Annotated in this window: 15 protein-coding genes; 12 read left to right on the forward strand and 3 right to left on the reverse strand. The window is 49.2% G+C overall.

Translation table 11 applies throughout. The features are described from left to right. The first annotated feature begins 56 nt into the window (after positions 1–56). The 8 genes from CPZ25_RS14295 (at position 57) to CPZ25_RS14330 (ending at position 11,616) form a co-directional block, all read left to right on the forward strand. Positions 57–866: a ZIP family metal transporter gene (locus CPZ25_RS14295; RefSeq protein WP_058696096.1), complete on the forward strand. Its 810-nt coding sequence runs from the start codon at positions 57–59 to the stop codon at positions 864–866. 16 nt (positions 867–882) lie between these two features. After that, positions 883–1,710, forward strand: a complete 828-nt coding sequence (locus tag CPZ25_RS14300) for a deoxyribonuclease IV (RefSeq protein ID WP_096919069.1) — start codon at positions 883–885, stop codon at positions 1,708–1,710. 155 nt (positions 1,711–1,865) lie between these two features. Beyond that, on the forward strand, positions 1,866–2,816 hold the full coding sequence (locus CPZ25_RS14305) for a cation diffusion facilitator family transporter (protein ID WP_187368477.1): 951 nt from the start codon (positions 1,866–1,868) through the stop codon (positions 2,814–2,816). 96 nt (positions 2,817–2,912) lie between these two features. Then, on the forward strand, positions 2,913–3,578 hold the full coding sequence (locus CPZ25_RS14310; protein ID WP_096919070.1) for an alpha/beta fold hydrolase: 666 nt from the start codon (positions 2,913–2,915) through the stop codon (positions 3,576–3,578). Positions 3,579–3,833: 255 nt separating this feature from the next. Then, positions 3,834–5,792: an extracellular solute-binding protein gene (locus CPZ25_RS14315; RefSeq protein WP_167495241.1), complete on the forward strand. Its 1,959-nt coding sequence runs from the start codon at positions 3,834–3,836 to the stop codon at positions 5,790–5,792. Further along, positions 5,785–8,409 (forward strand): response regulator, encoded by a 2,625-nt coding sequence (locus tag CPZ25_RS14320; protein ID WP_120785059.1) that lies wholly within the window; start codon positions 5,785–5,787, stop codon positions 8,407–8,409. Before CPZ25_RS14315 ends, CPZ25_RS14320 begins: the two co-directional genes overlap by 8 nt. Next, complete coding sequence (locus tag CPZ25_RS14325; RefSeq protein WP_096919072.1) at positions 8,406–10,091, forward strand: methyl-accepting chemotaxis protein; 1,686 nt, start codon at positions 8,406–8,408, stop codon at positions 10,089–10,091. Before CPZ25_RS14320 ends, CPZ25_RS14325 begins: the two co-directional genes overlap by 4 nt. A 127-nt stretch (positions 10,092–10,218) precedes the next feature. Next, positions 10,219–11,616: a GntR family transcriptional regulator gene (locus tag CPZ25_RS14330; protein ID WP_243129310.1), complete on the forward strand. Its 1,398-nt coding sequence runs from the start codon at positions 10,219–10,221 to the stop codon at positions 11,614–11,616. 154 nt (positions 11,617–11,770) lie between these two features. Here CPZ25_RS14330 and CPZ25_RS14335 read toward each other — a convergent pair whose 3' ends face one another. After that, positions 11,771–12,283 (reverse strand): ECF transporter S component, encoded by a 513-nt coding sequence (locus CPZ25_RS14335; protein WP_167495242.1) that lies wholly within the window; start codon positions 12,281–12,283, stop codon positions 11,771–11,773. 135 nt (positions 12,284–12,418) lie between these two features. Here CPZ25_RS14335 and CPZ25_RS14340 point away from each other — a divergent pair, with 135 nt between their 5' ends. Both CPZ25_RS14340 and rd read left to right on the forward strand, forming a co-directional pair. Further along, the gene (locus tag CPZ25_RS14340; protein ID WP_096919074.1) at positions 12,419–13,366 is read left to right on the forward strand and encodes an ROK family protein; all 948 of its coding nucleotides are present in this window, start codon (positions 12,419–12,421) and stop codon (positions 13,364–13,366) included. A 158-nt stretch (positions 13,367–13,524) separates the two neighbouring features. Then, positions 13,525–13,689 carry a rubredoxin gene (gene rd / locus CPZ25_RS14345; RefSeq protein WP_058696088.1) on the forward strand — a complete coding sequence of 55 codons (165 nt, stop codon included), beginning with the start codon at positions 13,525–13,527 and terminating at the stop codon, positions 13,687–13,689. A gap of 88 nt (positions 13,690–13,777) precedes the next feature. Here the strand turns inward: rd and CPZ25_RS14350 are convergent, their stop codons facing one another. Further along, positions 13,778–14,236, reverse strand: a complete 459-nt coding sequence (locus tag CPZ25_RS14350; protein WP_074617902.1) for a MerR family transcriptional regulator — start codon at positions 14,234–14,236, stop codon at positions 13,778–13,780. Between the two features lie 1,202 nt (positions 14,237–15,438). After that, positions 15,439–16,143: a DUF554 domain-containing protein gene (locus CPZ25_RS14355; protein ID WP_199678177.1), complete on the reverse strand. Its 705-nt coding sequence runs from the start codon at positions 16,141–16,143 to the stop codon at positions 15,439–15,441. A 148-nt stretch (positions 16,144–16,291) separates the two neighbouring features. Between CPZ25_RS14355 and CPZ25_RS14360 the strand changes: the two genes are divergently transcribed. Then, positions 16,292–17,839, forward strand: coding sequence for a Ppx/GppA phosphatase family protein (locus tag CPZ25_RS14360; RefSeq protein ID WP_058696087.1), 1,548 nt, complete (start codon positions 16,292–16,294; stop codon positions 17,837–17,839). Then, the gene (locus CPZ25_RS14365; protein WP_058696086.1) at positions 17,836–19,953 is read left to right on the forward strand and encodes an RNA degradosome polyphosphate kinase; all 2,118 of its coding nucleotides are present in this window, start codon (positions 17,836–17,838) and stop codon (positions 19,951–19,953) included. The genes CPZ25_RS14360 and CPZ25_RS14365 overlap by 4 nt, the downstream gene beginning before the upstream one ends.

Below are 19,953 nucleotides of genomic sequence, written 5' to 3' on the forward strand. Positions count from 1 at the left end.
TGTTATGATTTAGTAAATTATAATGACTATAAACAATATAAAAACAGGAGGAAAATATGGATTTCTTAAACAATATCCCTCCGGTGGGGCAGGCGCTGGTCGCCGGTCTTTTTACCTGGGGCTTGACAGCGCTCGGCGCTGCCATGGTTTTTTTCTTTAAGGAGATCAATAAAAAGGTATTGAACGCCATGCTGGGCTTTGCCGCCGGCGTTATGATTGCGGCCAGCTTCTGGTCTCTGCTGGCGCCGTCCATCGAGATGGCGGAGGGCGGTCCGGTGCCGCCGTATGTACCCGCTGTGGTCGGCTTTTTAGGCGGCGGCGCGTTTTTATGGTGTGTGGATAAGCTTTTGCCCCATATCCACCAGGGAACAGGCCATGAGGAAGGGATTCACACCTCGTGGCAGCGCAGCGTGCTGCTGGTTTTGGCCATCACCTTCCACAATATCCCCGAAGGGCTGGCGGTCGGCGTCGCCTTTGGCGGGCTGGCCACCGGCAATGAATATATGACGCTGGCCGGGGCCATCTCGCTGGCGCTGGGGATCGGTCTTCAGAATTTTCCCGAAGGCGCCGCAGTCTCCATTCCCCTGAGACGTGAAAACATGAGCCGGTTTAAATCCTTTATGTACGGCCAGGCCTCGGGCTTAGTTGAGCCGATCTCAGCCGTTATCGGGGCTGCCGCGGTTGTGTTTATCAACCCGATTCTGCCTTACGCCCTGGCCTTTGCGGCCGGCGCCATGATTTACGTGGTGGCAGAAGAATTGATTCCCGAATCCCAGCTGGGCCATGACGGCGAGGGCGATATCGCCACCATCGGCGTGATGATCGGCTTTGCGGTCATGATGCTCATGGACGTGGCACTGGGCTGAGAAAGGCAGTGAGAAAATGATTTATATCGGACCACATATTTCAATCGCGAAGGGCTTTACCGCTGCCGGAAAGGATGCTGTATCCATCGGCGCGGATACCTTTCAGTTTTTCACCAGAAACCCGAGGGGCGGAAACGCAAAGGCCATTGACCCAAAGGACGCCCAGGGCTTGTGTGAAATAATGGAGGAACACCATTTCGGGCCGCTGCTGGCACACGCGCCCTACACGCTCAACATGGCCTCCGCCACAGAGGCGACCCGTGATTTCGCAGAGAGGGCCTTCAGGGAAGACCTTGAACGTCTTGAGCAGCTGCCCTGCCACCTCTATAATTTTCATCCCGGCAGCCATGTAGGCCAGGGACCGGAAAAGGGCATTGAGCTGATTTTAGACATCCTCAACCGCAATATGAAGCCAGACCAGAAAACCATCGTGCTTCTGGAAGCCATGTCGGGCAAAGGCAGTGAGGTCGGCCGTGATTTTGAGCAGCTGCGGGCCATCATCGACGGCGTCGAGCTCAAGGATAAAATCGGCGTCTGTATTGATACCTGCCATATTTATTCGGCGGGATATGATATTGTGAATGATCTGGACGGTGTAATCGAGGAGTTTGACCGGGTGGTCGGTCTGGATTACTTAAAGGCCATGCACCTCAACGACAGCCTGACGCCGTTTAACAGCCATAAGGACCGCCATGAGAAGATCGGTTTTGGCAGTATTGGAGTGGATACCTTTATCGCCATTGTGAAGCATCCGCGGCTTAAGGATAAGCCTTTTTTTCTGGAAACACCCCAGGAAAAATTTGCCGATTATGCCAAAGAGGTAGAGCTGCTCAAAAACGCGTAGAAAGCTTAAAGGTGACCTGAAGTGCAAAACAGTGTATTTCAGGTCTTTTTTTGCCCTAAATTCAAAACACGCTTGACGAAATCCGGGTTTTTCTTTATACTGGGATCATGTAATATAGAATGAATCCAGATTAGTTAAGGGATATTAACTTTGTCATGCAAACAAAAGAGGGATTATCAGTGAAAAATATTGAAGAAGTCGAATATACGGAGAGCAGTAATAAAAAGATCGCCATGCGTGTGTCGGTCATATCGATTTTTGTCAATCTGGCATTATCGGTTTTTAAATTTATCGCCGGGGTTTTAGCCAATTCTGGCGCCATGATTTCCGATGCGGTGCACTCGGCGTCGGATGTGCTCAGTACCTTTGTGGTCATTATCGGGGTCAATATCTCCGGCCAGAAGGCCGACCACAAGCACCAGTACGGCCATGACCGCATGGAATGTGTGGCTGCGATCCTGCTGGCGATTATTCTGTTCGCAACTGGCGTGGGGATTGGCTGGTCCGGAATCGAGAAGATCATCAACGCCGACAGCCACACGCTGGAAATCCCGGGAATGCTGGCCCTTGTGGCGGCTGTGGTTTCCATTGTGGTGAAGGAATGGATGTACTGGTTTACCCGCGCTGCGGCCAACAAAATTAATTCCGGTGCTCTAAAGGCTGATGCCTGGCACCACCGTTCCGACGCGCTTTCCTCTGTGGGCAGTTTGATTGGGATTGCTGGCGCGCGCATGGGTTTTCCGATTCTGGACCCCGTCGCGGCAGTGGTAATCGCTTTGCTGGTTATCAAGGCAGCCTTTGATATTGGAAAGGACAGTATCAGCAAAATGCTGGACAGCTCCATCGATGAGAAAACCGAGCTGGAAATCCGTGAGCTGATTATGAAGCAGCCCGGCGTCAAGCGGATTGACGATCTGAAGACCAGGACCTTTGCCTCAAAATTTTATGTGGACCTGGAGATTGCCGTGGACGGTGAGATGAAGCTGGTCAAAGCCCACGCCATCGCCGAGAATGTCCACGACGTGCTGGAGGATACCTACCCCATGCTCAAGCACTGTATGATTCACGTCAATCCTTATGAGGCGGAAAAAACAGAAAAAGTATAGAACCGGGAGCTTGTATTTCTTAAAAAGAAAACAGGCTCTTTTCTTTTCAGGCGGAATTGGATAAAATAGTGGGAACAGAAGACGAGGAGGAACACCATGAACATTCAAATTGGAGACATCGATTTATTTTATGAACAGGAGGGCCAGGGTGCGCCGCTGATCCTGATCCACGGCAACGGGGAGGACCATACGATTTTTGATAAAATTACAGGCCCGCTGAGCAGAGATTTTACCGTCTACGCTCTGGATTCCAGAGGACACGGAAGCAGTACGCCAGTAGACGCCTTTGACTACCGCGAGATGGCGGAGGACATCCACGGCTTTATTCAAGCCCTAAAGCTTGAGAAGCCGGCAGTCTATGGCTTCAGCGACGGAGGGATCATCGGGCTGATGCTGGCTTACCAGTATCCTGAGCTGCTTTCAAAGCTTATTGTCAGCGGCGCCAACACCACCCCTGACGGGTTGAAGGAGGTCTGGCTTGATAAATTCCGGCGGGCTTATGAGCGCACCAAAAAGGACAGCATTAAGATGATGCTGGAGCAGCCCAATATCTCCAATGCGGATCTGGCTAAAATTAAAATTCCAGTGTTGGTGACCGCCGGCAGCGACGATATGATCGAGGATGACCACACCCGTTATATCGCCGAATCCATCCCAGACAGCAGCCTTCAGATTTATGACGGCGAAACCCATGAGAGCTATGTGGAGCATAACCCTAAGATGGCGGCCGTTATCCGTAATTTTTTGTTATCCGGACAGTGATTCGGCTGGCGAAACGAGACAATAAAAGGCCTCCGCGGTTTTACCGCGGAGGCCTTTGTCATTTGACGCCGCCGGATTTTCCAAACAGAACATAAGATTACAGAGCCTTTAGGGATATGCTTTTACAGTCCCCTTTATGCATTTTCGGTATATTGTATCTGTTATTGTTTCGTGTTATAATTTTATTAACGCAAACACTGTCCAGATATATATCAATTGACAGGTCAGAAAATAATGTGGGGAGGATTTAATGCGATGTGGAAAAAGTTTATTGGTTTAGGGATGATTCTTGCGGTAATGTTTTCCAGTGCGGGATGTAATTTATCGCCGACTTCTTCGCAGCAGCCGGAAAAAAAGCAGATTGAAATTTCAATGATGTATCCCATGGAGCTGAAAAATTTTGAAGCGCTGGTGGAAAAGGAATACCCGGACATTGATTTGCAGGTGGAAATGACAACAACCGCTACAATGAACGGCGACAGCGAGCGGCGTCTCAGAAAAGGGCACGGCACAGACCTTGTGGTGACCACACTGCCGACCAGCGGGGTAAAGGATTACGTGATGGATTTAAGCGCAGAAGCTTTTGCTACGGCTTATCAGGGGAGTGTTGCCAGCCCGGTAATGATTGAGGGACATACATGCTACCTGCCCCTTCCCGGCCAATATGCCGGATATATTCTCAATAAAACATTGGTCGAGCAGCTCGGCATGGAAATCCCTGACACCAACAGTGCGATGACAGATATTTTTAAGGCCGGAAAAGAGCAGGGGAAGGGCATCGGCGAAGACGGCGCGATGTTTGGCCTCGCCACTGTGTCGCCTGCCTCTGTGGGGGCTTATATGATCGGCACACAGGTTCCGGATTTTCTGGGAACGGCGGACGGCATCAAGTGGATGTCCGAGTTTGACAGTGGAACCGCTGCCTTCAGCGGCGTCTGGGATAACAGCTTGGATTTGCTGGCAGCGTGGACGGAGCAGGGATATCTGAATGCGGGAACCTTATCGCTTAAATCCAAAAACACCATGCCGATCGAGTCAAGACTGCTGGATGGCACCCTGATGCTGTCTCACGGCAACGTGCAGATGCTGACAAAATTAAACAGCCAGAGCCAGCAGTATGAGTATGTGATGCTGCCCTATTTAAGCGATCAGGGAAACACCTCGTGGGTGACCTCTGAACCGGATGGTTATATTGCCATAAACGATGCCCTCTCGAATGAGGGGAGCAAGGATAAGCGTGATGCCTGCGTCCGTATTTTAGAGCTGCTGTCTACCCCGGAGGGGCAGCAGGCCTGGATGCAGGACACAGAAGCGCCTCATTCCTATCTTTCAGATTTTAAAGAATCCTTGGAAACGGTCCCCCAGGGCATTGCAGACTGTGTAAAGACAGGCTATATTTATGACCTGCAGCTGTCCTCTGATGTGGTTCAGTATTTCGGAAAAAACATGACCTCTGTGCTGGATCAGAAGATGAAAATGGACGAAGCGCTTTCAGCTGTGGATGATTACTGCCGCAATGGCTCTGCCCAGGTCGAGTACGACCAGTCCTTTATCGGGACCATGGCAGAGGACCTGCTCTATGAAAACTATAATACCCGGAGGGAAGAGACGGCGATTGGCAATTTGATTGCGGATGCCGTGAAAGAGTACACGGGGGCAGACATCGCGGTGGTCAACGGCGGCGGTATCCGCGCCAGCCTGTATAAAGGGGATGTCCTCGGGGAGGATCTCGATGCGGTCTGCCCCTATGACAATAAAATAATTTTGGTCGAAACAAAAGGGGAGACCATTGTCAGCATGCTTGAAAATGGCATCTCTCAGACTGTAAGAGATGCGTCTGTGCCTGCGGGGCGCTTTCTCCAGGTTTCAGGTTTAAACTATACCTATCAGCCAAAGGATGAAGAACAGCCGTCGAAGCTTGTATCCGTTACATTGGCAGATGGGTCTGAGCTGGATAAAAGCGCAGAGTACACTCTGGCGGTGACTAATTATATGGCCGGAAGTGTCGGGTATATTGATAACAACGGCGACGGCTATACAATGTTGAATCTCTACAGCGACACTACTCCTAAAGCGGAAAATGTTAAGCTTGTAAAGGAAACTGACGCAACCTACAGCGATGCCATAAAACAGTATTTTCAAAACCATGGTGACGCGCCAATTCAATCAAAATTAGAGGGGCGGATCACTGTGGTGGGTGCCGGGAATGAATGAGGCAATAAAGAAGCTCCAGGGCAATAGCCGGTATATCATCATCTTTTTTATTATCATGACAATGACCTGTACGTTTGGGTTTATCTGGTTTATCACGGCATCGTCAGGGGCTTCGCAAAAGGCGGGCGTCGAGATGAATAATCTTTACCTGCGGGAGCTGACCACCCAGACAATCGGAAATTTTCAAGCCAGTATCAATGGTCAGTTTTCGCAGCTTAAAACCTCGGCGTCATCAATAAAAAAGGAAGATCTGGAAAACCTCGGGACGCTTACCGAATATTTAAAGCGCACACAGGAAAATAATCATTTTGATTTTTTTGCTCTGGTGGATGAAAACGGGCGGTATTACTGTGCAGAGGGTGTGTTCCCGGCAGCGTCCAAGATCAGCTTTCTCGGACAACTGCTCGAGGGAGAGTCCAATCTGATTTCATATAACGAAACGGTTCTGGGCAAAGATATTATTTTAATCGGGGACGCTATGGCGCCGGTGGTCTATGAAGACCGGAAAATGATAGGCGTACTGGCGGGAATGGACGTCAATGTGATTAACAGCCAGCTCGCGCTGAAAAAAAAAGATGCGCAGACCTACTCGAGCATCATTGAACGAAACGGCAGATTTGTTGTCAATAATAATTATAATAATTTATTCCAGAGCTCAAATATTCTCTCGAAGCTGCAAAAGGATGCGGAATTTTCTTCGGACAGCACTCTGGAAATGGTTCAAAATGATTTAAAGAGTGGGGAATCAGGCCTTGTGGCATATACCCTTGAGGGACAGAAGGAGTACCTGTATTATGCCCCGATTGAGGGGACAGACTGGTATCTGCTGACAACCGTACCCTACGAGGTCGTAAATTCGACAATTGATGAGCTGATTGGCAGCCTAAGAAGGGATGCAATCGGGATGATGGTGTTCATTTTAGTCCTTTTGTCAGCTGTTTTTGTGTTTTTCTACATCAGAATCAGCAAAGAGGAGCAAAAACTGCAGGATGCAAAGGCCTTGGCGGAGAAGGCGCGTATAAAGGCAGAGGATGCGAACCGCGCCAAGAGTGAGTTTCTCAGCCGTATGAGTCATGAAATACGAACGCCGATGAACGGGATTATCGGTATGGGGACCATCGCAAGCCAGAATATCAATAATCCTGCCAGAGTTGAAGAATGCCTGAAAAAACAGGCCTTATCCTCACAGCATCTCCTGTCATTGATCAACGATGTTCTTGACATGTCTAAGATAGAAAGCGGAAAAGTTGAATTAAGAAATGAACCCTTTGATTTCAGAAATTTTCTGGAGGGGCTCGGAAGCATTTACTATGGACAGGCCAGGGTAAAGGATATTGATTATCAGACCATTCTGGCAGGAAATGTGGATGAGATGCTGGCCGGGGATTCTCTGCGCCTTAATCAGATATTGTCCAATCTTTTATCCAATGCCATGAAGTTTACACCCTCCGGCGGTTCCATCCGGCTGCGGGTGTCAAAGGTCGGCGAAGATGAGGAACGGGTTTGCCTCCGCTTTGAAGTAAGCGATACGGGCTGTGGAATCGCCAAAGAAAATTTCGGGAAAATATTCGAATCATTTGAGCAGGAAAACGCAGATATCACCAGCACATATGGTGGAACGGGGCTCGGACTGGCCATTGTCAAACGTTTTTCTGAATTGATGGGTGGAAAGGTGTGGCTGGACAGCCGTCTTGGCGTCGGAACAACCTTTACGGTTGAGCTGCCATTTGGAAAGGCAGCGGCTTTGCCAGAGGCTGTGGATTTTAATGGGCTTAAAGTTCTGGTCGTGGACAGTAACCGGGATAACGGGGAGCACGCGGCGACGCTCTTAGGCGCTATGAATTTAAAAAGCAGCTGGACCGCTGAAGGCGCCAACGCCATTTTGCAGGTGAAAGCGGCCCATGAAAGGCATGAGGATTATGATATATGCCTGGTGGACTGGAGACTGCCGGACATGGATGGTCTGGAAACAGCGCGCCGGATTCGTGAGGCTGTAGGAAAAGAAAAGCCGGTAATTATAATGACTGCCTATGACTCAGCGGAGTGCAGCCAGAATACAGGGACAACAGAGGAATACGAGGTGCTGACAAAACCGTTGTTTGCCAGCGCCATTGCTCAGGCGATCGCCGGAATCGGGCAGAAACGGCCGTCCGACACGCCGAATACGGCCGAGTTTGATTTTCATGGCAGACATATTTTGCTTGTGGAGGATAATGATCTAAACCGTGAAATCGCCACAGAGCTGATCGGGGCGGCAGGAGCCAGCGTCGAGACGGCTGAGGATGGAAAAGAGGCCGTTGAAAAATTTAAGGCCTCAGCGCCGGGGTACTATGATCTGATTCTGATGGATGTTCAGATGCCGGTCATGAACGGTTATGAAGCCACAAAAAGTATCAGGGAGATGGAGCGTGAGGACGCAAACACTGTCCCGATTTTTGCCATGACAGCCAATGCCTTTGCGGAAGATGAAGAAAAGAGCCGCAGGGCCGGGATGGATGTGCACATCACAAAACCGCTGGACATAAAGGTACTCTATACGATGATGAATCAGTATTTGTCAAAACAAAAAAGAAGTGAAGAAATGATCAAAAAATATAGCGGAGGCAGCGGACAATGAAGAATTTGAAGGTGGGGAAAAAGCTGTTTATCTCCTATGCGTTAATTTTAGCCATGCTTATTGCAGGCTGTATTGTAAGTGTGGCCGATCTGGTCAAACTGGGTAGCCAGATTGAAGTTTTTTACAATGGACCCTTTACGGTTAACGGCAGTGCCAATATAATCAATGCAAACTTTGAGCAGATGCAGAAAGGTGTTTACAGAGCCATATCGAATTCGGATTCAGCCATTGTGGACGAGGCGATTTTAAACGCAAAGGATTCAGCCGAAAATATAAAAGAGCAGATCCCTGTTATTAAGGAACATTTTCTGGGGGATCAGCAGATAATCGAACGGCTGGACACGGCGCTCGCTAAGCTGGAGCCTATGCGGGAAACCGTGCTTTTAATGGCGAAGGAAAACAGGAATGCCGAAGCCGCAAATTATATGGAAAACAATAATATCATTGTCATCCATGAAGCGCAGAAAGAACTAGATAAACTTGTGGAGAGCGGTAACGCCAAGGGCGAGGAGTTGATTAATGGTTTAAAAAGCAATCAGGCAGATGCGATACGCACGCTGGTTTTGCTGGGCGGCGCCAGTGTGATCGTCAGCATTATTTTTGGCGTCTACATTACGCGGGGGATTACCCGGCCGGTCGAGACGCTGGAAAAGGCGGCGCGCAGCATGGCCCGGGGCGATCTTTCCTCTGTCCAGATCTCCTATGAGGCGGGCGATGAGCTGGGAAGTCTTGCAGACGATATGCGCAGCATGACCGCCATTTTACTAAACGTTATCCAGGATGAAACATATCTTCTGGGTGAAATGGCGGATGGGAATTTTGATGTGCGCAGTAAAACGGAAGCGTCTTACGTGGGCGATTTCCAGCGGCTGCTGCTGTCTATGAGAGCAATCAACAGCCGTCTGAGCAGTACGCTGCGGCAGATGAGCCAGGCGGCAAGCGAGGTGGCGTCAGGTTCTGAACAATTATCATCAGAAGCGCAGATCCTTGCGCAGGGAACAATGGAGCAGGCAGCTTCTGTAGAGGAGGCATCACATACCATTAACGATATATCGGACCAGGCTGATGGAAATGCTGAAAAGGCCCAGGAAGCCAGCAGCAAGGCCCAAAAAGTAAAATCAGATACCGAACAGAGCAGCGAGAGGATGCAGGATATGCTGTGCGCGATGTCCGATATCAGCAGAGATTCCATTGAGATCCGTAAAATTGTAAAAACCATTGAGGATATCGCCTTCCAGACCAATATCCTTGCCCTGAACGCGGCGGTAGAGGCTGCCCGTGCCGGAGATCAGGGAAAAGGCTTTTCGGCAGTGGCAAATGAGGTGCAGCATCTGGCGAACAAGTCCAGCGCCGCGGCCAAGAGCACGGCAGGTCTGATTGAAAATGCCGTTCGGACAGTTGAAAAGGGTAAAAAAACAGCTTATGAAACAGCGGATATCCTCTCAGAGGTAGTCAGGGGAGTCGACGGCGTATCGGGAGCCCTGCAGCTTATCACGGAGGCTTCGGTTAAACAGTCAGACGCCGTTAAGCAGATAACAGAGAGTGTGGACATGATCTCCAACGTGGTGCAGACCAACTCGGCCATGGCGGAGGAAAGCGCTGCCGCCAGCGAGGAATTATCATCCCAGGCAGAGCTTTTGAACAGCCTTGCCAGTCATTTTAAAATAAAAACCGAGGAATAGCCCCGTCTGTGCCAGCCGGGCAGCCAAATTGTGAATTCTTGTACGTTTCACCTTCATGTGGTATAATTGCCCAAATGCCTGCGGGCAGAATTAATATGGAGCATACAATAAGAGAAGGATTTTAGCTGTGAGTGCAGAACTGATTTATAATTTGGTTTACGATTATTATGAGACAAGAATTGCGATGGGGGTTTACCGGCGCGGCGATATCCTGCCGTCAATCTCCAAGATTGCAGAGGGCTTTCAGATGGCGCCTCTGACGGTCCGCTCTGCCCTTACACGCCTGGAGAAAAAGGGATACATAAGGATCATTCCCAGAAAGCCGGCCGAGGTGATATACCGGATAGACGAGAGCCATGTAAGGCAGAATGCGGCGTCCTACTTTGTACCGAGAATGGCAGGCCTCGTCGATTTTTGCCAGTCCGGAAAATTGCTGATTGAACCTGTCTGGGAATACGCGCGGCTTAACCTCGGCGAAGAAAAACTGCCGTGTCTGAAAAGTAAACTGGCGCAAGCTGGAAAAGTAGAGCTGCCGGTGTCTGTCCGCCATCACCTTTATGTTTTTGCGGCCCTGAAAAATAAACTTTTTCTGAACTTTTACTGGGAAGTCCTGCGCTATATGCGCTTTCCCTATCTGGCAGGCCATAGCACGCACCAGGAAAGAGACCAGGCGCTTCTATTTAATAAAAACGAAAACCAGATCGAATTTATGAAAGAAGCCTTTGAAGGCGATTATGGCAGCAGCTTAAAGTATCTCCAGGATTTCTGTTTATGGGCGCAGAAAGAATATGATTTGGAAGATAAGGAACAGATACCATTTTGCTGGAATATTTACTGGCAGAGACCACAGCTGTGCTACACACTGGTTTCACACATTATCCTGGAAATTATAAGGGGGACCTATCCTGAGGGCAGCGCCCTGCCCTCTATGCCGATAATGTCAAAGCAGCTAAAGGTCTCCTACCGTACGCTGCGCCGCACCCTCAGTATTCTCGGCGGCCTTGGCGTTATCCGCTTACACCAGGGAAAAGCAGCGGAGGTCTGTACAGATATTGAGCAGATTGATTTTTCCAGACAGGAAATAAAGGAAGGGGCGAGGTTTTATAGAGAAAGCCTCCAGTTTATGGCGCTGACAATACGTCCCGTGCTGCTTTTTACCCTTGAAAATGCCAGAAAAGAGGATCAGGAGTATCTGGCGGATGCGTTTGCTCAGATGCTCAGACAGAATACCTGCCATAAGTGTTTTAAGCTTACTATCGGGTTTATAATTGAAAAATGTCCGTCTGCGACGGTTCGCGAATGCTACAGGAAATTGTCAGAATTTATGGTCTGGGGATATCCCTTTACGCTGCGCCGCGTTAAAAAGGAGCAGCTGAAGAATGAATACGCGTCGATGGTCCAAAGGACAGCGCCCTGCCTGAAAGATGGTGATTGGGCGTGCTTCGCAGAGCACTGGAAGGATTTGATGGCCTGTGAGCAGCAGAAAGCCGAACACTTTTTATTTAAGAATAATATCCGCCTGTAGCGCGTTTGGTCCGTGTTTTTATGAAGGAAAATTTGGGAGAGAAAGCATTTTTCAGATAAAAAGGGCACAGTCCTGGACTGTGCCCTTTTTATGACAGCTTGAAACCGTCTGTTTTTTTTGGTGGCCCCACTTTTAACCCGCTGTCTGCGGGTTTTTAGGATTGCTCAAATTTTCCTTTGAGGGCTTTTTTAAAGGCCAGATACAGCAGAGCCGCAATGGCTACGTTGACTGTGGAGGCGATGAGCAGTGGCGCCAGCATGGGAATGACAAAGCCCATGACAGAGGGCGAGATGCCCAGGATCACAGCCAGAACGCCAGACAGGAAGGTCATGACCACACCGTTGATCAGAATGGCGATGACAGAAGCCACGATCAGGTTGGTCTTTTTATTAATCCAGGCATAGGCGTAGCAGGCGCCGGCCATGCAGGCAGCTACCAGAATGTGCATTGGCAGGCCCATAGGAAAGCCGGACAGGGCTGCGGAGAAAAGGTGTCCTACCGCGCCGATCAGCGCGCCGACAGGTCCGCCGAGCATCAGCGCGCCAAAGTACGCTGGAAGGGCGTCCAGCGCGACGCTTCCGAATATTTTTACAAGGGAGCCCAGATAAGACAGGGCGATGAGCAATGCGGTAAAAACAAGGGTTTTCGTATTCAGTTGATTCTTCATGAGGTCCTCCGGTTGCATTAAGATAAATGAATTGCGGAAGTTATTATATCGCAGAAACCCGAGAATGTAAAGCGTGATGAACTTAAGGGTATAAAATGCTATAATAGAGAAAATGACGAACGGAGGATAAATAACATGAATATCGGGATCGATGTAGGCGGTACTAACCTGGTAGCCGGGCTGATCGGCGAGGGCGGCAGGGTGTTAATCAAAAAAAAGCAGCCCACAAAGGCCAGGGAGGGCTATGAGGCCGTGACAGGAAAGATTGCAGCGCTGGTGGAGCAGGTAAAGGCAGACGCTGCGGAATACTCTGTTGACAGCATCGGTATCGGAGTGCCTGGAATCGTCTCAGCGAACGGAAAAACGGTTGTGTCCTGTCCTAACCTTTATTGGGAAAACAGGCCCTTAAAACGTGATTTGGAGGAAAAACTGGGTCTTCCGGTTTATATGGCCAACGACGCCACTGTGGCAGGTATTGCCGAGAACCGGTACGGCAGCAGCAGAGGCTGCAGTGATGCGGTGATGTTTACGCTGGGCACCGGGGTAGGCGGCAGCGTGATCGTCGGCGGAAAGATCATTACGGGGGTGCACGGCGTCGCCTCGGAATTTGGTCATATGATTGTGGGAGACGGCCACTATCAATGTAACTGTGGCAAAATGGGCTGCCTGGAGACTTATTCCTCAGCGACGGGAGTGATCTGGCTGGCGAGAAAGCGTATTGAGGAAGGCCGCGAAACGGTGATTCTGTCCATGGCCGGGGGCGATCCGGAAGCGGTCAACGCTGAGATGGTCATCAATGCGGCCAGAAACGGCGATGCAGTAGGCCTTGAATGCTTTGAGTCGATGGTGGAGCACCTGGCCATCGCTATTTCCAACCTTGTGGATGTTCTGGACCCTGAGGTCTGCGTTCTGGGCGGCGGAGTAGCCCACGCGGGCGCTTTTCTGCTGGAGGCGGTGCAGAATGCCACAGCGGAAAAGATCACCTATAAGCGTCTGGTGAAGCCCGAGATTGTTCTGGCGACGCTTGAGAACGACGCGGGCCTGGTGGGGGCCTCCTGTATTAAGGAATATCTGTACGATTAAGAAAACTCCTTGCATTTATAGAAAGTGCTTGCAAAATCCTTTGTATTTTATTATGATAGGGTAAGTGAATTTAAAATTTTCTTTCTTATTAATATAATAATAGGTTAAGGATGTTAACCGGTTGTTAAAATAAGAGGGACCGTCAAGGAGGCACGATCATGCAGAAGTATGAATGTGAAATTTGCGAGTATGTCTATGATCCGGAATTAGGTGATCCGGAAAACGGCGTTGCTCCGGGTACCCCGTTCGAAAATCTGCCGGATGGCTGGTTTTGTCCCACCTGTGGTGTGGATAAGGACGCGTTTAAACCTGTGGCTAAGTAGATACAAAGAATGCAGGAAAAGAAAAAGGGCTCTGTTTGGAGAGCCCGATAATCTCAATAACGATGATTAAGCTTACTGATTTTGCCGGTTATCCGGCATTTTTTATTTTTTTGGCGGCCTCTATCTCGGGGCGCTCGCCCTTTTCTTTTTTGTCCGCCTCGTTTTCACGCTGGCGCGCTTCGTAGATAGCGCAGGCTTCGTCGTAAAACTGGATGCGGTGTTCAACCATCTCCAGGTTTTTTTCCAGCTCTTCGATCTTTTTAAGCAGGCGGACCCGGTGGTCGATAAAGATCTGGCGCCTTGTCTCAAGGGTGGAGGTGCCTTCCAAAAACAGATCGATGTATTCTTTTATTTCTTTCAGCGGCATCCCGGTATCCTTCAGGCAGCAGATCGTCGACAGCCATTCCAGGTCGGCGTCAGTAAACTGGCGGATGCCGGTCTCGCTGCGCTCCACAAAGGGGAGCAGGCCTTCCTTGTCGTAATAGCGGAGGGTATAGATGCTGAGCCCGGTCTTTTCAGACACTTCTTTGATCGTGTAAATGTTCATAAACGCCTCTCCTTTCCATAAAACAGCTGTTTTCTCTCTATTAGGTATACCCCAAAAAGGAATGAAAGTCAATCATTTCCTGCGGAAAACCTAGAGTAGACTCTATTGTTTTCGTTTAAAAAAATGTTCTTTCGTAAATACAATCTGAAATCTTAAAAATTTCTTAGATAAAAAAGAATCGTTCTAAATTAGTGCGACGAAATATTGTTTGAGAATTAGAACATCAGAAAGCACTGTATTTAGCTGATGTAAACGACCTGTCAGGATTTGGTTAAATTTACCACAACCTGTAAGGGTTTTACGGGTTTTTAAAAATAAAAATAAAACCGTGAAAGGGTATTGACCTAGAGTATGCTCTAGGGTCTAGAATTATAACCAAGTTAAGGGAAACACCCAAGACAAACAGGAAAGAAGGTCATAACAATGATGTACTACAATCCAAGAAGAGCAGCGTTGCTGAAACTTAAAAAAGTTGTAGAAGAATCAAAATGATCCGTATTTGGTAACTTGTTAGATTGATATAATAAAATAAAAATTGAAGAAAGAGGTAAACACAATGATGTACTATAATCCAATGAAATTATTACTAGAAAAATTAGAATGCGGAGCAAAAGCTTCCAAGTAAACAGCATACAAAAAATACGATAAATTAAAAAGGAGGTAAGCGAAATGATGTATTACAACCCAATCCGTAAATTATTAGAAAAAGTATCCAGATAATGAAGCTAAACCGGCGAGTGATTCGCTTTATATAAAATAAATTGATCAGGAAAGAGGTAAGTATAATGATGTATTACAATCCAATCCGTAAATTATTAGAAGAAATTGAACAGGCAGAAAAATCTGCAAAATAACAGGCAGACCGTGAGATAACGAAATTTTGAAAAAAAGGGAGGTACACAAAATGATGTACTATAATCCATTAAGAAAATTATATTCAGAATTACAGGAATCAGCTGAGTAAAAACAGTTGATTTACTAATGACATTAGGAGGTAAGCATAATGTTTGTATTTGGTAAAGAAAATAAACACAGTGTCGGGGCCCCCTGCGGGTTCTGCTGTGACACAAACAGAAAATAACAAATGGTGAAAACTCAGGAGAAGTTCTTAGCGAGACTCCTCATCCCTCATATAAATAGTTCTAAAGCGCAAAGCGGACAGGCATCCCCCTTATTTGACCTGTCCGTTTTGTTTTTTTATTTTATAAAGAAAATCCAAAGCAGCCCATGAGCCAGAGCAGCAAAATGGGTATAAAGATAGCGGGGATCAGATTGCCGAGTCTCAGGGATTTAATCTCCAGCAAATTGATGCCAATGCCCATGATGAGCACGCCGCCGACGGCGTTCATCTCTGTGATCATCGGCTCAGTTAAAAAGACTTTGATTGTGCCTGCGGCCAGAGTGATAGCGCCCTGGTAAAGCAGGACAGGCACAGCGGCAAAGAGAACGCCGACCCCCATGGTGGAGGCAAAGATAATGGCGAAAATACCGTCTAAAAGCGCTTTGGTTACCAGAATGGTATAGGTGCCTGAAATCCCGCCCTCAATAGCGCCCATGATGGCCATGGAGCCGGTGCAATACAGAAGTGACGCGGTGACAAAACCCTGGGCAAAGCTGCTGTTTTCGCCGCTCCCAAATTTTCGTTCAAGTCGGCCGCCAAGACCGTTGAGGCGGCCCTCGATATTTAAAGCTTCGCCGATCACTGCCCCGAGGGCCAGTGAGATCAAAACGATTAGAAAATTCTGTGTCTGAACGCCCATGGAAATCCCCAGCACCATGATACCAAGGCTGAGCCCGTGGGTGATGGTGGTGCTGACGCGCTCAGGCAGTCCCTTTCTGAAAAGAAGTCCTAAAAAACCGCCCACTAAGATGGCGGCCACATTGATGATGGTACCGAGCACAGACATGCCCTCCTTTACGAGAATGCGTTAAAGCGTTTGCTCCATCAATTCTATCATAACCGGCGAAGCGAAAAAAGAAATTTTTTCAAAGATTTAACATTCGAAAAAGCTTCTTATGCTATAATATTAAAAAAACGAAAGAGGTGAAACCTCCTTGATTAAACGATTTGCAGCGATTTATATCGGTTCCAGCAAATGTGAGCTGGTGGTAGGCCAGCGCGGCAAAGGAGCCATCAATATTTTAGACCGCGCGGTTTACCCCATTGACTTTGGTGAGCAGAGCTTTGCAAGCGGTAAAATATCCTTCAGCTCGGTGTATGCCCTGTGCCGGATTATCGGTGAATATATTGAGATCGCCAAGGCTTCAGCTGTCGAAGAGATTGAAATCGTAGCCACTGCTGCCCTGCGCGAGGCAGAAAACCGTATCTACCTGCTGGAGCAGATAAGAACTTACACTGGCGGCTACCGGGTGCATCTGCTGGAAAAGGAAGACGAGATTGAGCTGATCTACCGTTATATGCTGCTCAAATGCGAGGATTTCCTAACTGAGGAAAGAGTGCAGGAGGAGACTATGCTCTGCTCCATTTCCAGCGGAAATATCGCTCTCGCCCTCATGAACGGCGGCCTCATCGACTACTATCAGACGCTGGAGATGGGCTACCTGAAGATCCGCGAGGTGTTGCGCGCCATCGAGGAGGAAACCGAAAACTTTGAAAATCTCCTCTCAGATTTTTTTGCCATCAACCTTCATGCCGTGACGGACAATATCCACAAGCGGAAGATCAAAAATCTGGTGGTCACCTCCCACGATGCCGAGATTATCGCCCGTTTCTGCGGCATGGAAGCCGGGAACGCTTATTACCGGATCAGCCGGGAGCGCTTTGTGGAGCTGCACGAAAGTCTTAAAGGGCTGACCTCCGGACAGCTTCAAAGAAAATACCCTGAGCTTAACCTGTTCGAGGCCGAGACCATGCGGCATACCCTGATGTTTTACCTGAAACTGCTGGATGATACCAAAATGGACGAGATCGTCCTGGTACAGCTGAGTCTCTGTGACGCCATGGTCGATTTCAAATTCAACCTGACCAAGGACCAGCGCCTGCGGGAATGGATCGAGGAGAGCAGCTACAGCTCTGCCCGGATGCTGGGGAAAAAATACCACGTGGACAGCAAACATGCCGAGACGGTTGAAAAGCTGGCGCTGAAGCTTTTTGATTTCCTGAAAAAGCGTTACCAGCTGGATAAGAAAGAGCGGCGCCTGCTCAGGCTTACCGCCGAACTGCTGGACGTGGGGCGTTATGTGGGCGGGCAGAACAGTAAGCCCATGAACCGCATGATCATTGAGAACGCGGACATTATCGGGGTGAGCGAGCGGGAGCGCAAGATCATCGGGACAGTGGCGGACTGTGTCCGGACCATTCCCTTTGACGAATCCCTGCTGGACAAAGCCATGCCGGCCGAGGAACAGCTGGCCATTTCCTGCCTCACCGCTATTTTGAAGCTGGCCACAGCCTTAGATAAAAGCCATAAGCAGAAGATCAGTAAAATACAGTGCCGGATCGAGGAGCGGGAATTTATTATCACTGCGGTCACAAGCAAGAACGTACAGCTGGAAAGCTATTTCTTTAACGGGAGCAAGCTGGCCATGCGCAAGGTCTTTGGCCTGAAGCCTGTACTTAAAATCAAGAGGGAAAAAATATGAAAGAGAATTTATATATCAACCGAGAGAAGAGCTGGCTGGATTTTAATTACCGGGTGCTGGAGGAAGCCTATGACAAGACCAACATGATCATGGACCGGATGAAATTTTTGGCCATCACAGCCTCCAATCTGGATGAGTTCTTTATGGTGCGTATCGCCGGCCTCATGGACCAGGTGAATGTGGGCTACAACAAGAAGGGGCTGGACGGCAAAACGCCTACCGAGCAGCTGGCAGAGATCAACACTATTACCCAGGAGATGATGAAAAGACAGTATAACTGCCTGCTGAAATCCCTGGTGCCTGAGTTAAATCAGAATCATATCTTTTTTGTGGAGTATGACGAGCTGACCCCCGAGGAACGGGAATATGTGGACGACTATTTCCTGGAAACCTGTTACCCAGTGCTCACGCCCCAGGCCATTGACAACAGCCGCCCCTTTCCGCTGGTCAAGAACAACCAGGTTTATCTCTGCGTCCAGCTTCTGGATACTCAGGAGGACAAAAAGAAAAAGAAGAAGGACGGCAAAGAAGATGAGGAATACATGGCGATTTTGGAAATTCCAAAGGTACTGGACCGCATCATCGCTTTGCCGAGGGCAGACCGCGACGCGCCCTACCGCTATGTTTTCATCGAGAACATTATTATCCACAACGCCGGGCAGCTTTTTACCGGCTATGACGTCAAGCATGTCTCCGAGTTCCGAATCACCCGAAACGGGGACCTTGCCATTGACGAGGACGAAGCAGAGGATCTGCTGATCGAGATTGAAAAGTCCATCCAGCAGCGCAAATGGGGCGCCTGCATCAAGCTGGAGATCACCAAGGCCATGAGCAAAAAGGCCAAGCGGAAGCTCATCGAGGAGCTGGAAATCTCAGAGGAGGACGTCTATGAGCTCAAGGGACAGCTGGATTTGACCTGCTTTATGAAATTCCAAGGGCGGCCGGAATTTGACGAGCTGCGTGAGCCCATCTACAAGCCATTGCCGTCCAGAGATTTTTACGAGCGAGAGGATATCTTTGAAGTGATCCGTGAGAAGGACCGCCTGCTTCACCATCCTTATCAGTCCTTTGACACCGTGGTCGATTTTGTAAGAAAGGCAGCCGCGGACCCGGATGTGCTGGCCATCAAGCAGACCCTTTACCGCGTCAGCGGGGATTCGCCCATCATTGCCGCCCTTATCGAGGCAGCCCAGAACGGCAAGCAGGTCACAGTGCTGGTTGAGCTGAAAGCCCGGTTCGACGAGGCCAACAACATCGTCTGGGCTAAAAAGCTGGAGCGCGCGGGCTGTCATGTTATTTACGGCCTGGTGGGTTTAAAAATCCACTGCAAGATGATTCTGGTGGTGCGCAAGGAAGAAGACGGCATCCGAAGGTACGTTCACCTGGGTACCGGCAATTATAATGATGTGACCGCCCGTCTCTACACCGATATCGGCATGTTCACGGCCAAGGAGAGCTACGGCTCAGACGTCTCCACCCTGTTTAACGTGCTGTCCGGCTACAGCCATTACACCCTGTGGAAAAAGCTGGAGGTAGCGCCCACCACCATGCGGGAAGCCTTTAACCGCCACATTGACCGAGAGATCGAGAACGTGAAGCTGGGCGTGCGCGGCCGGATTATCGCCAAGATGAATTCTCTGATCGACGACCAGATCGTGGAAAAGCTGTACGAGGCCTCCCAGGCCGGCGTCGAGATCAAACTCATTGTCAGAGGCATGTGCTCGCTTATTCCGGGGATACCAGGAGTGAGCGATAATATCACAGTCCACAGTATCGTGGGCACCTTCCTGGAACACAGCCGGATCTACTATTTTTATAACCAGGGCAAGGAGGAACTTTATCTTTCCAGCGCAGACTGGATGCAGCGGAATCTGAACCGCCGCATTGAGACTTTGTTCCCGGTGGAGGACCCGGATTTGAAAAACGAGCTGAAGCATATACTGGACATCACCCTGCGCGATACCATCAAAACCCGCGTGATGACCGAAACCGGCGAGTACGTGAGGGTTGACAAGCGGGGTAAGGAACTGTTAAGCTGTCAGCAGTACTTCTGCGAGGAGGCCGAAGGACAGTTTGAGGAAGCGAAGCGTAAATTGCGGCTGAAGGCAGAGTAG

Origin of the sequence: Eubacterium maltosivorans (genome assembly GCF_002441855.2) — a bacterium.
Classification (GTDB): Bacteria; Bacillota; Clostridia; order Eubacteriales; family Eubacteriaceae; genus Eubacterium; species Eubacterium maltosivorans.

Coding starts and splice junctions, on each gene's coding strand:
- CPZ25_RS14320 (WP_120785059.1), top strand. CDS start 5,785: ATGAATGAGGCAATAAAGAAGCTCCAGGGCAATAGCCGGTATATCATC.
- CPZ25_RS14335 (WP_167495242.1), bottom strand. CDS start 12,283: ATGAAGAATCAACTGAATACGAAAACCCTTGTTTTTACCGCATTGCTC.
- CPZ25_RS14365 (WP_058696086.1), top strand. CDS start 17,836: ATGAAAGAGAATTTATATATCAACCGAGAGAAGAGCTGGCTGGATTTT.
- CPZ25_RS14305 (WP_187368477.1), top strand. CDS start 1,866: ATGCAAACAAAAGAGGGATTATCAGTGAAAAATATTGAAGAAGTCGAA.
- CPZ25_RS14310 (WP_096919070.1), top strand. CDS start 2,913: ATGAACATTCAAATTGGAGACATCGATTTATTTTATGAACAGGAGGGC.
- CPZ25_RS14355 (WP_199678177.1), bottom strand. CDS start 16,143: ATGTCTGTGCTCGGTACCATCATCAATGTGGCCGCCATCTTAGTGGGC.
- CPZ25_RS14340 (WP_096919074.1), top strand. CDS start 12,419: ATGAATATCGGGATCGATGTAGGCGGTACTAACCTGGTAGCCGGGCTG.
- CPZ25_RS14295 (WP_058696096.1), top strand. CDS start 57: ATGGATTTCTTAAACAATATCCCTCCGGTGGGGCAGGCGCTGGTCGCC.
- CPZ25_RS14315 (WP_167495241.1), top strand. CDS start 3,834: ATGTGGAAAAAGTTTATTGGTTTAGGGATGATTCTTGCGGTAATGTTT.
- CPZ25_RS14325 (WP_096919072.1), top strand. CDS start 8,406: ATGAAGAATTTGAAGGTGGGGAAAAAGCTGTTTATCTCCTATGCGTTA.
- CPZ25_RS14300 (WP_096919069.1), top strand. CDS start 883: ATGATTTATATCGGACCACATATTTCAATCGCGAAGGGCTTTACCGCT.
- rd (WP_058696088.1), top strand. CDS start 13,525: ATGCAGAAGTATGAATGTGAAATTTGCGAGTATGTCTATGATCCGGAA.
- CPZ25_RS14350 (WP_074617902.1), bottom strand. CDS start 14,236: ATGAACATTTACACGATCAAAGAAGTGTCTGAAAAGACCGGGCTCAGC.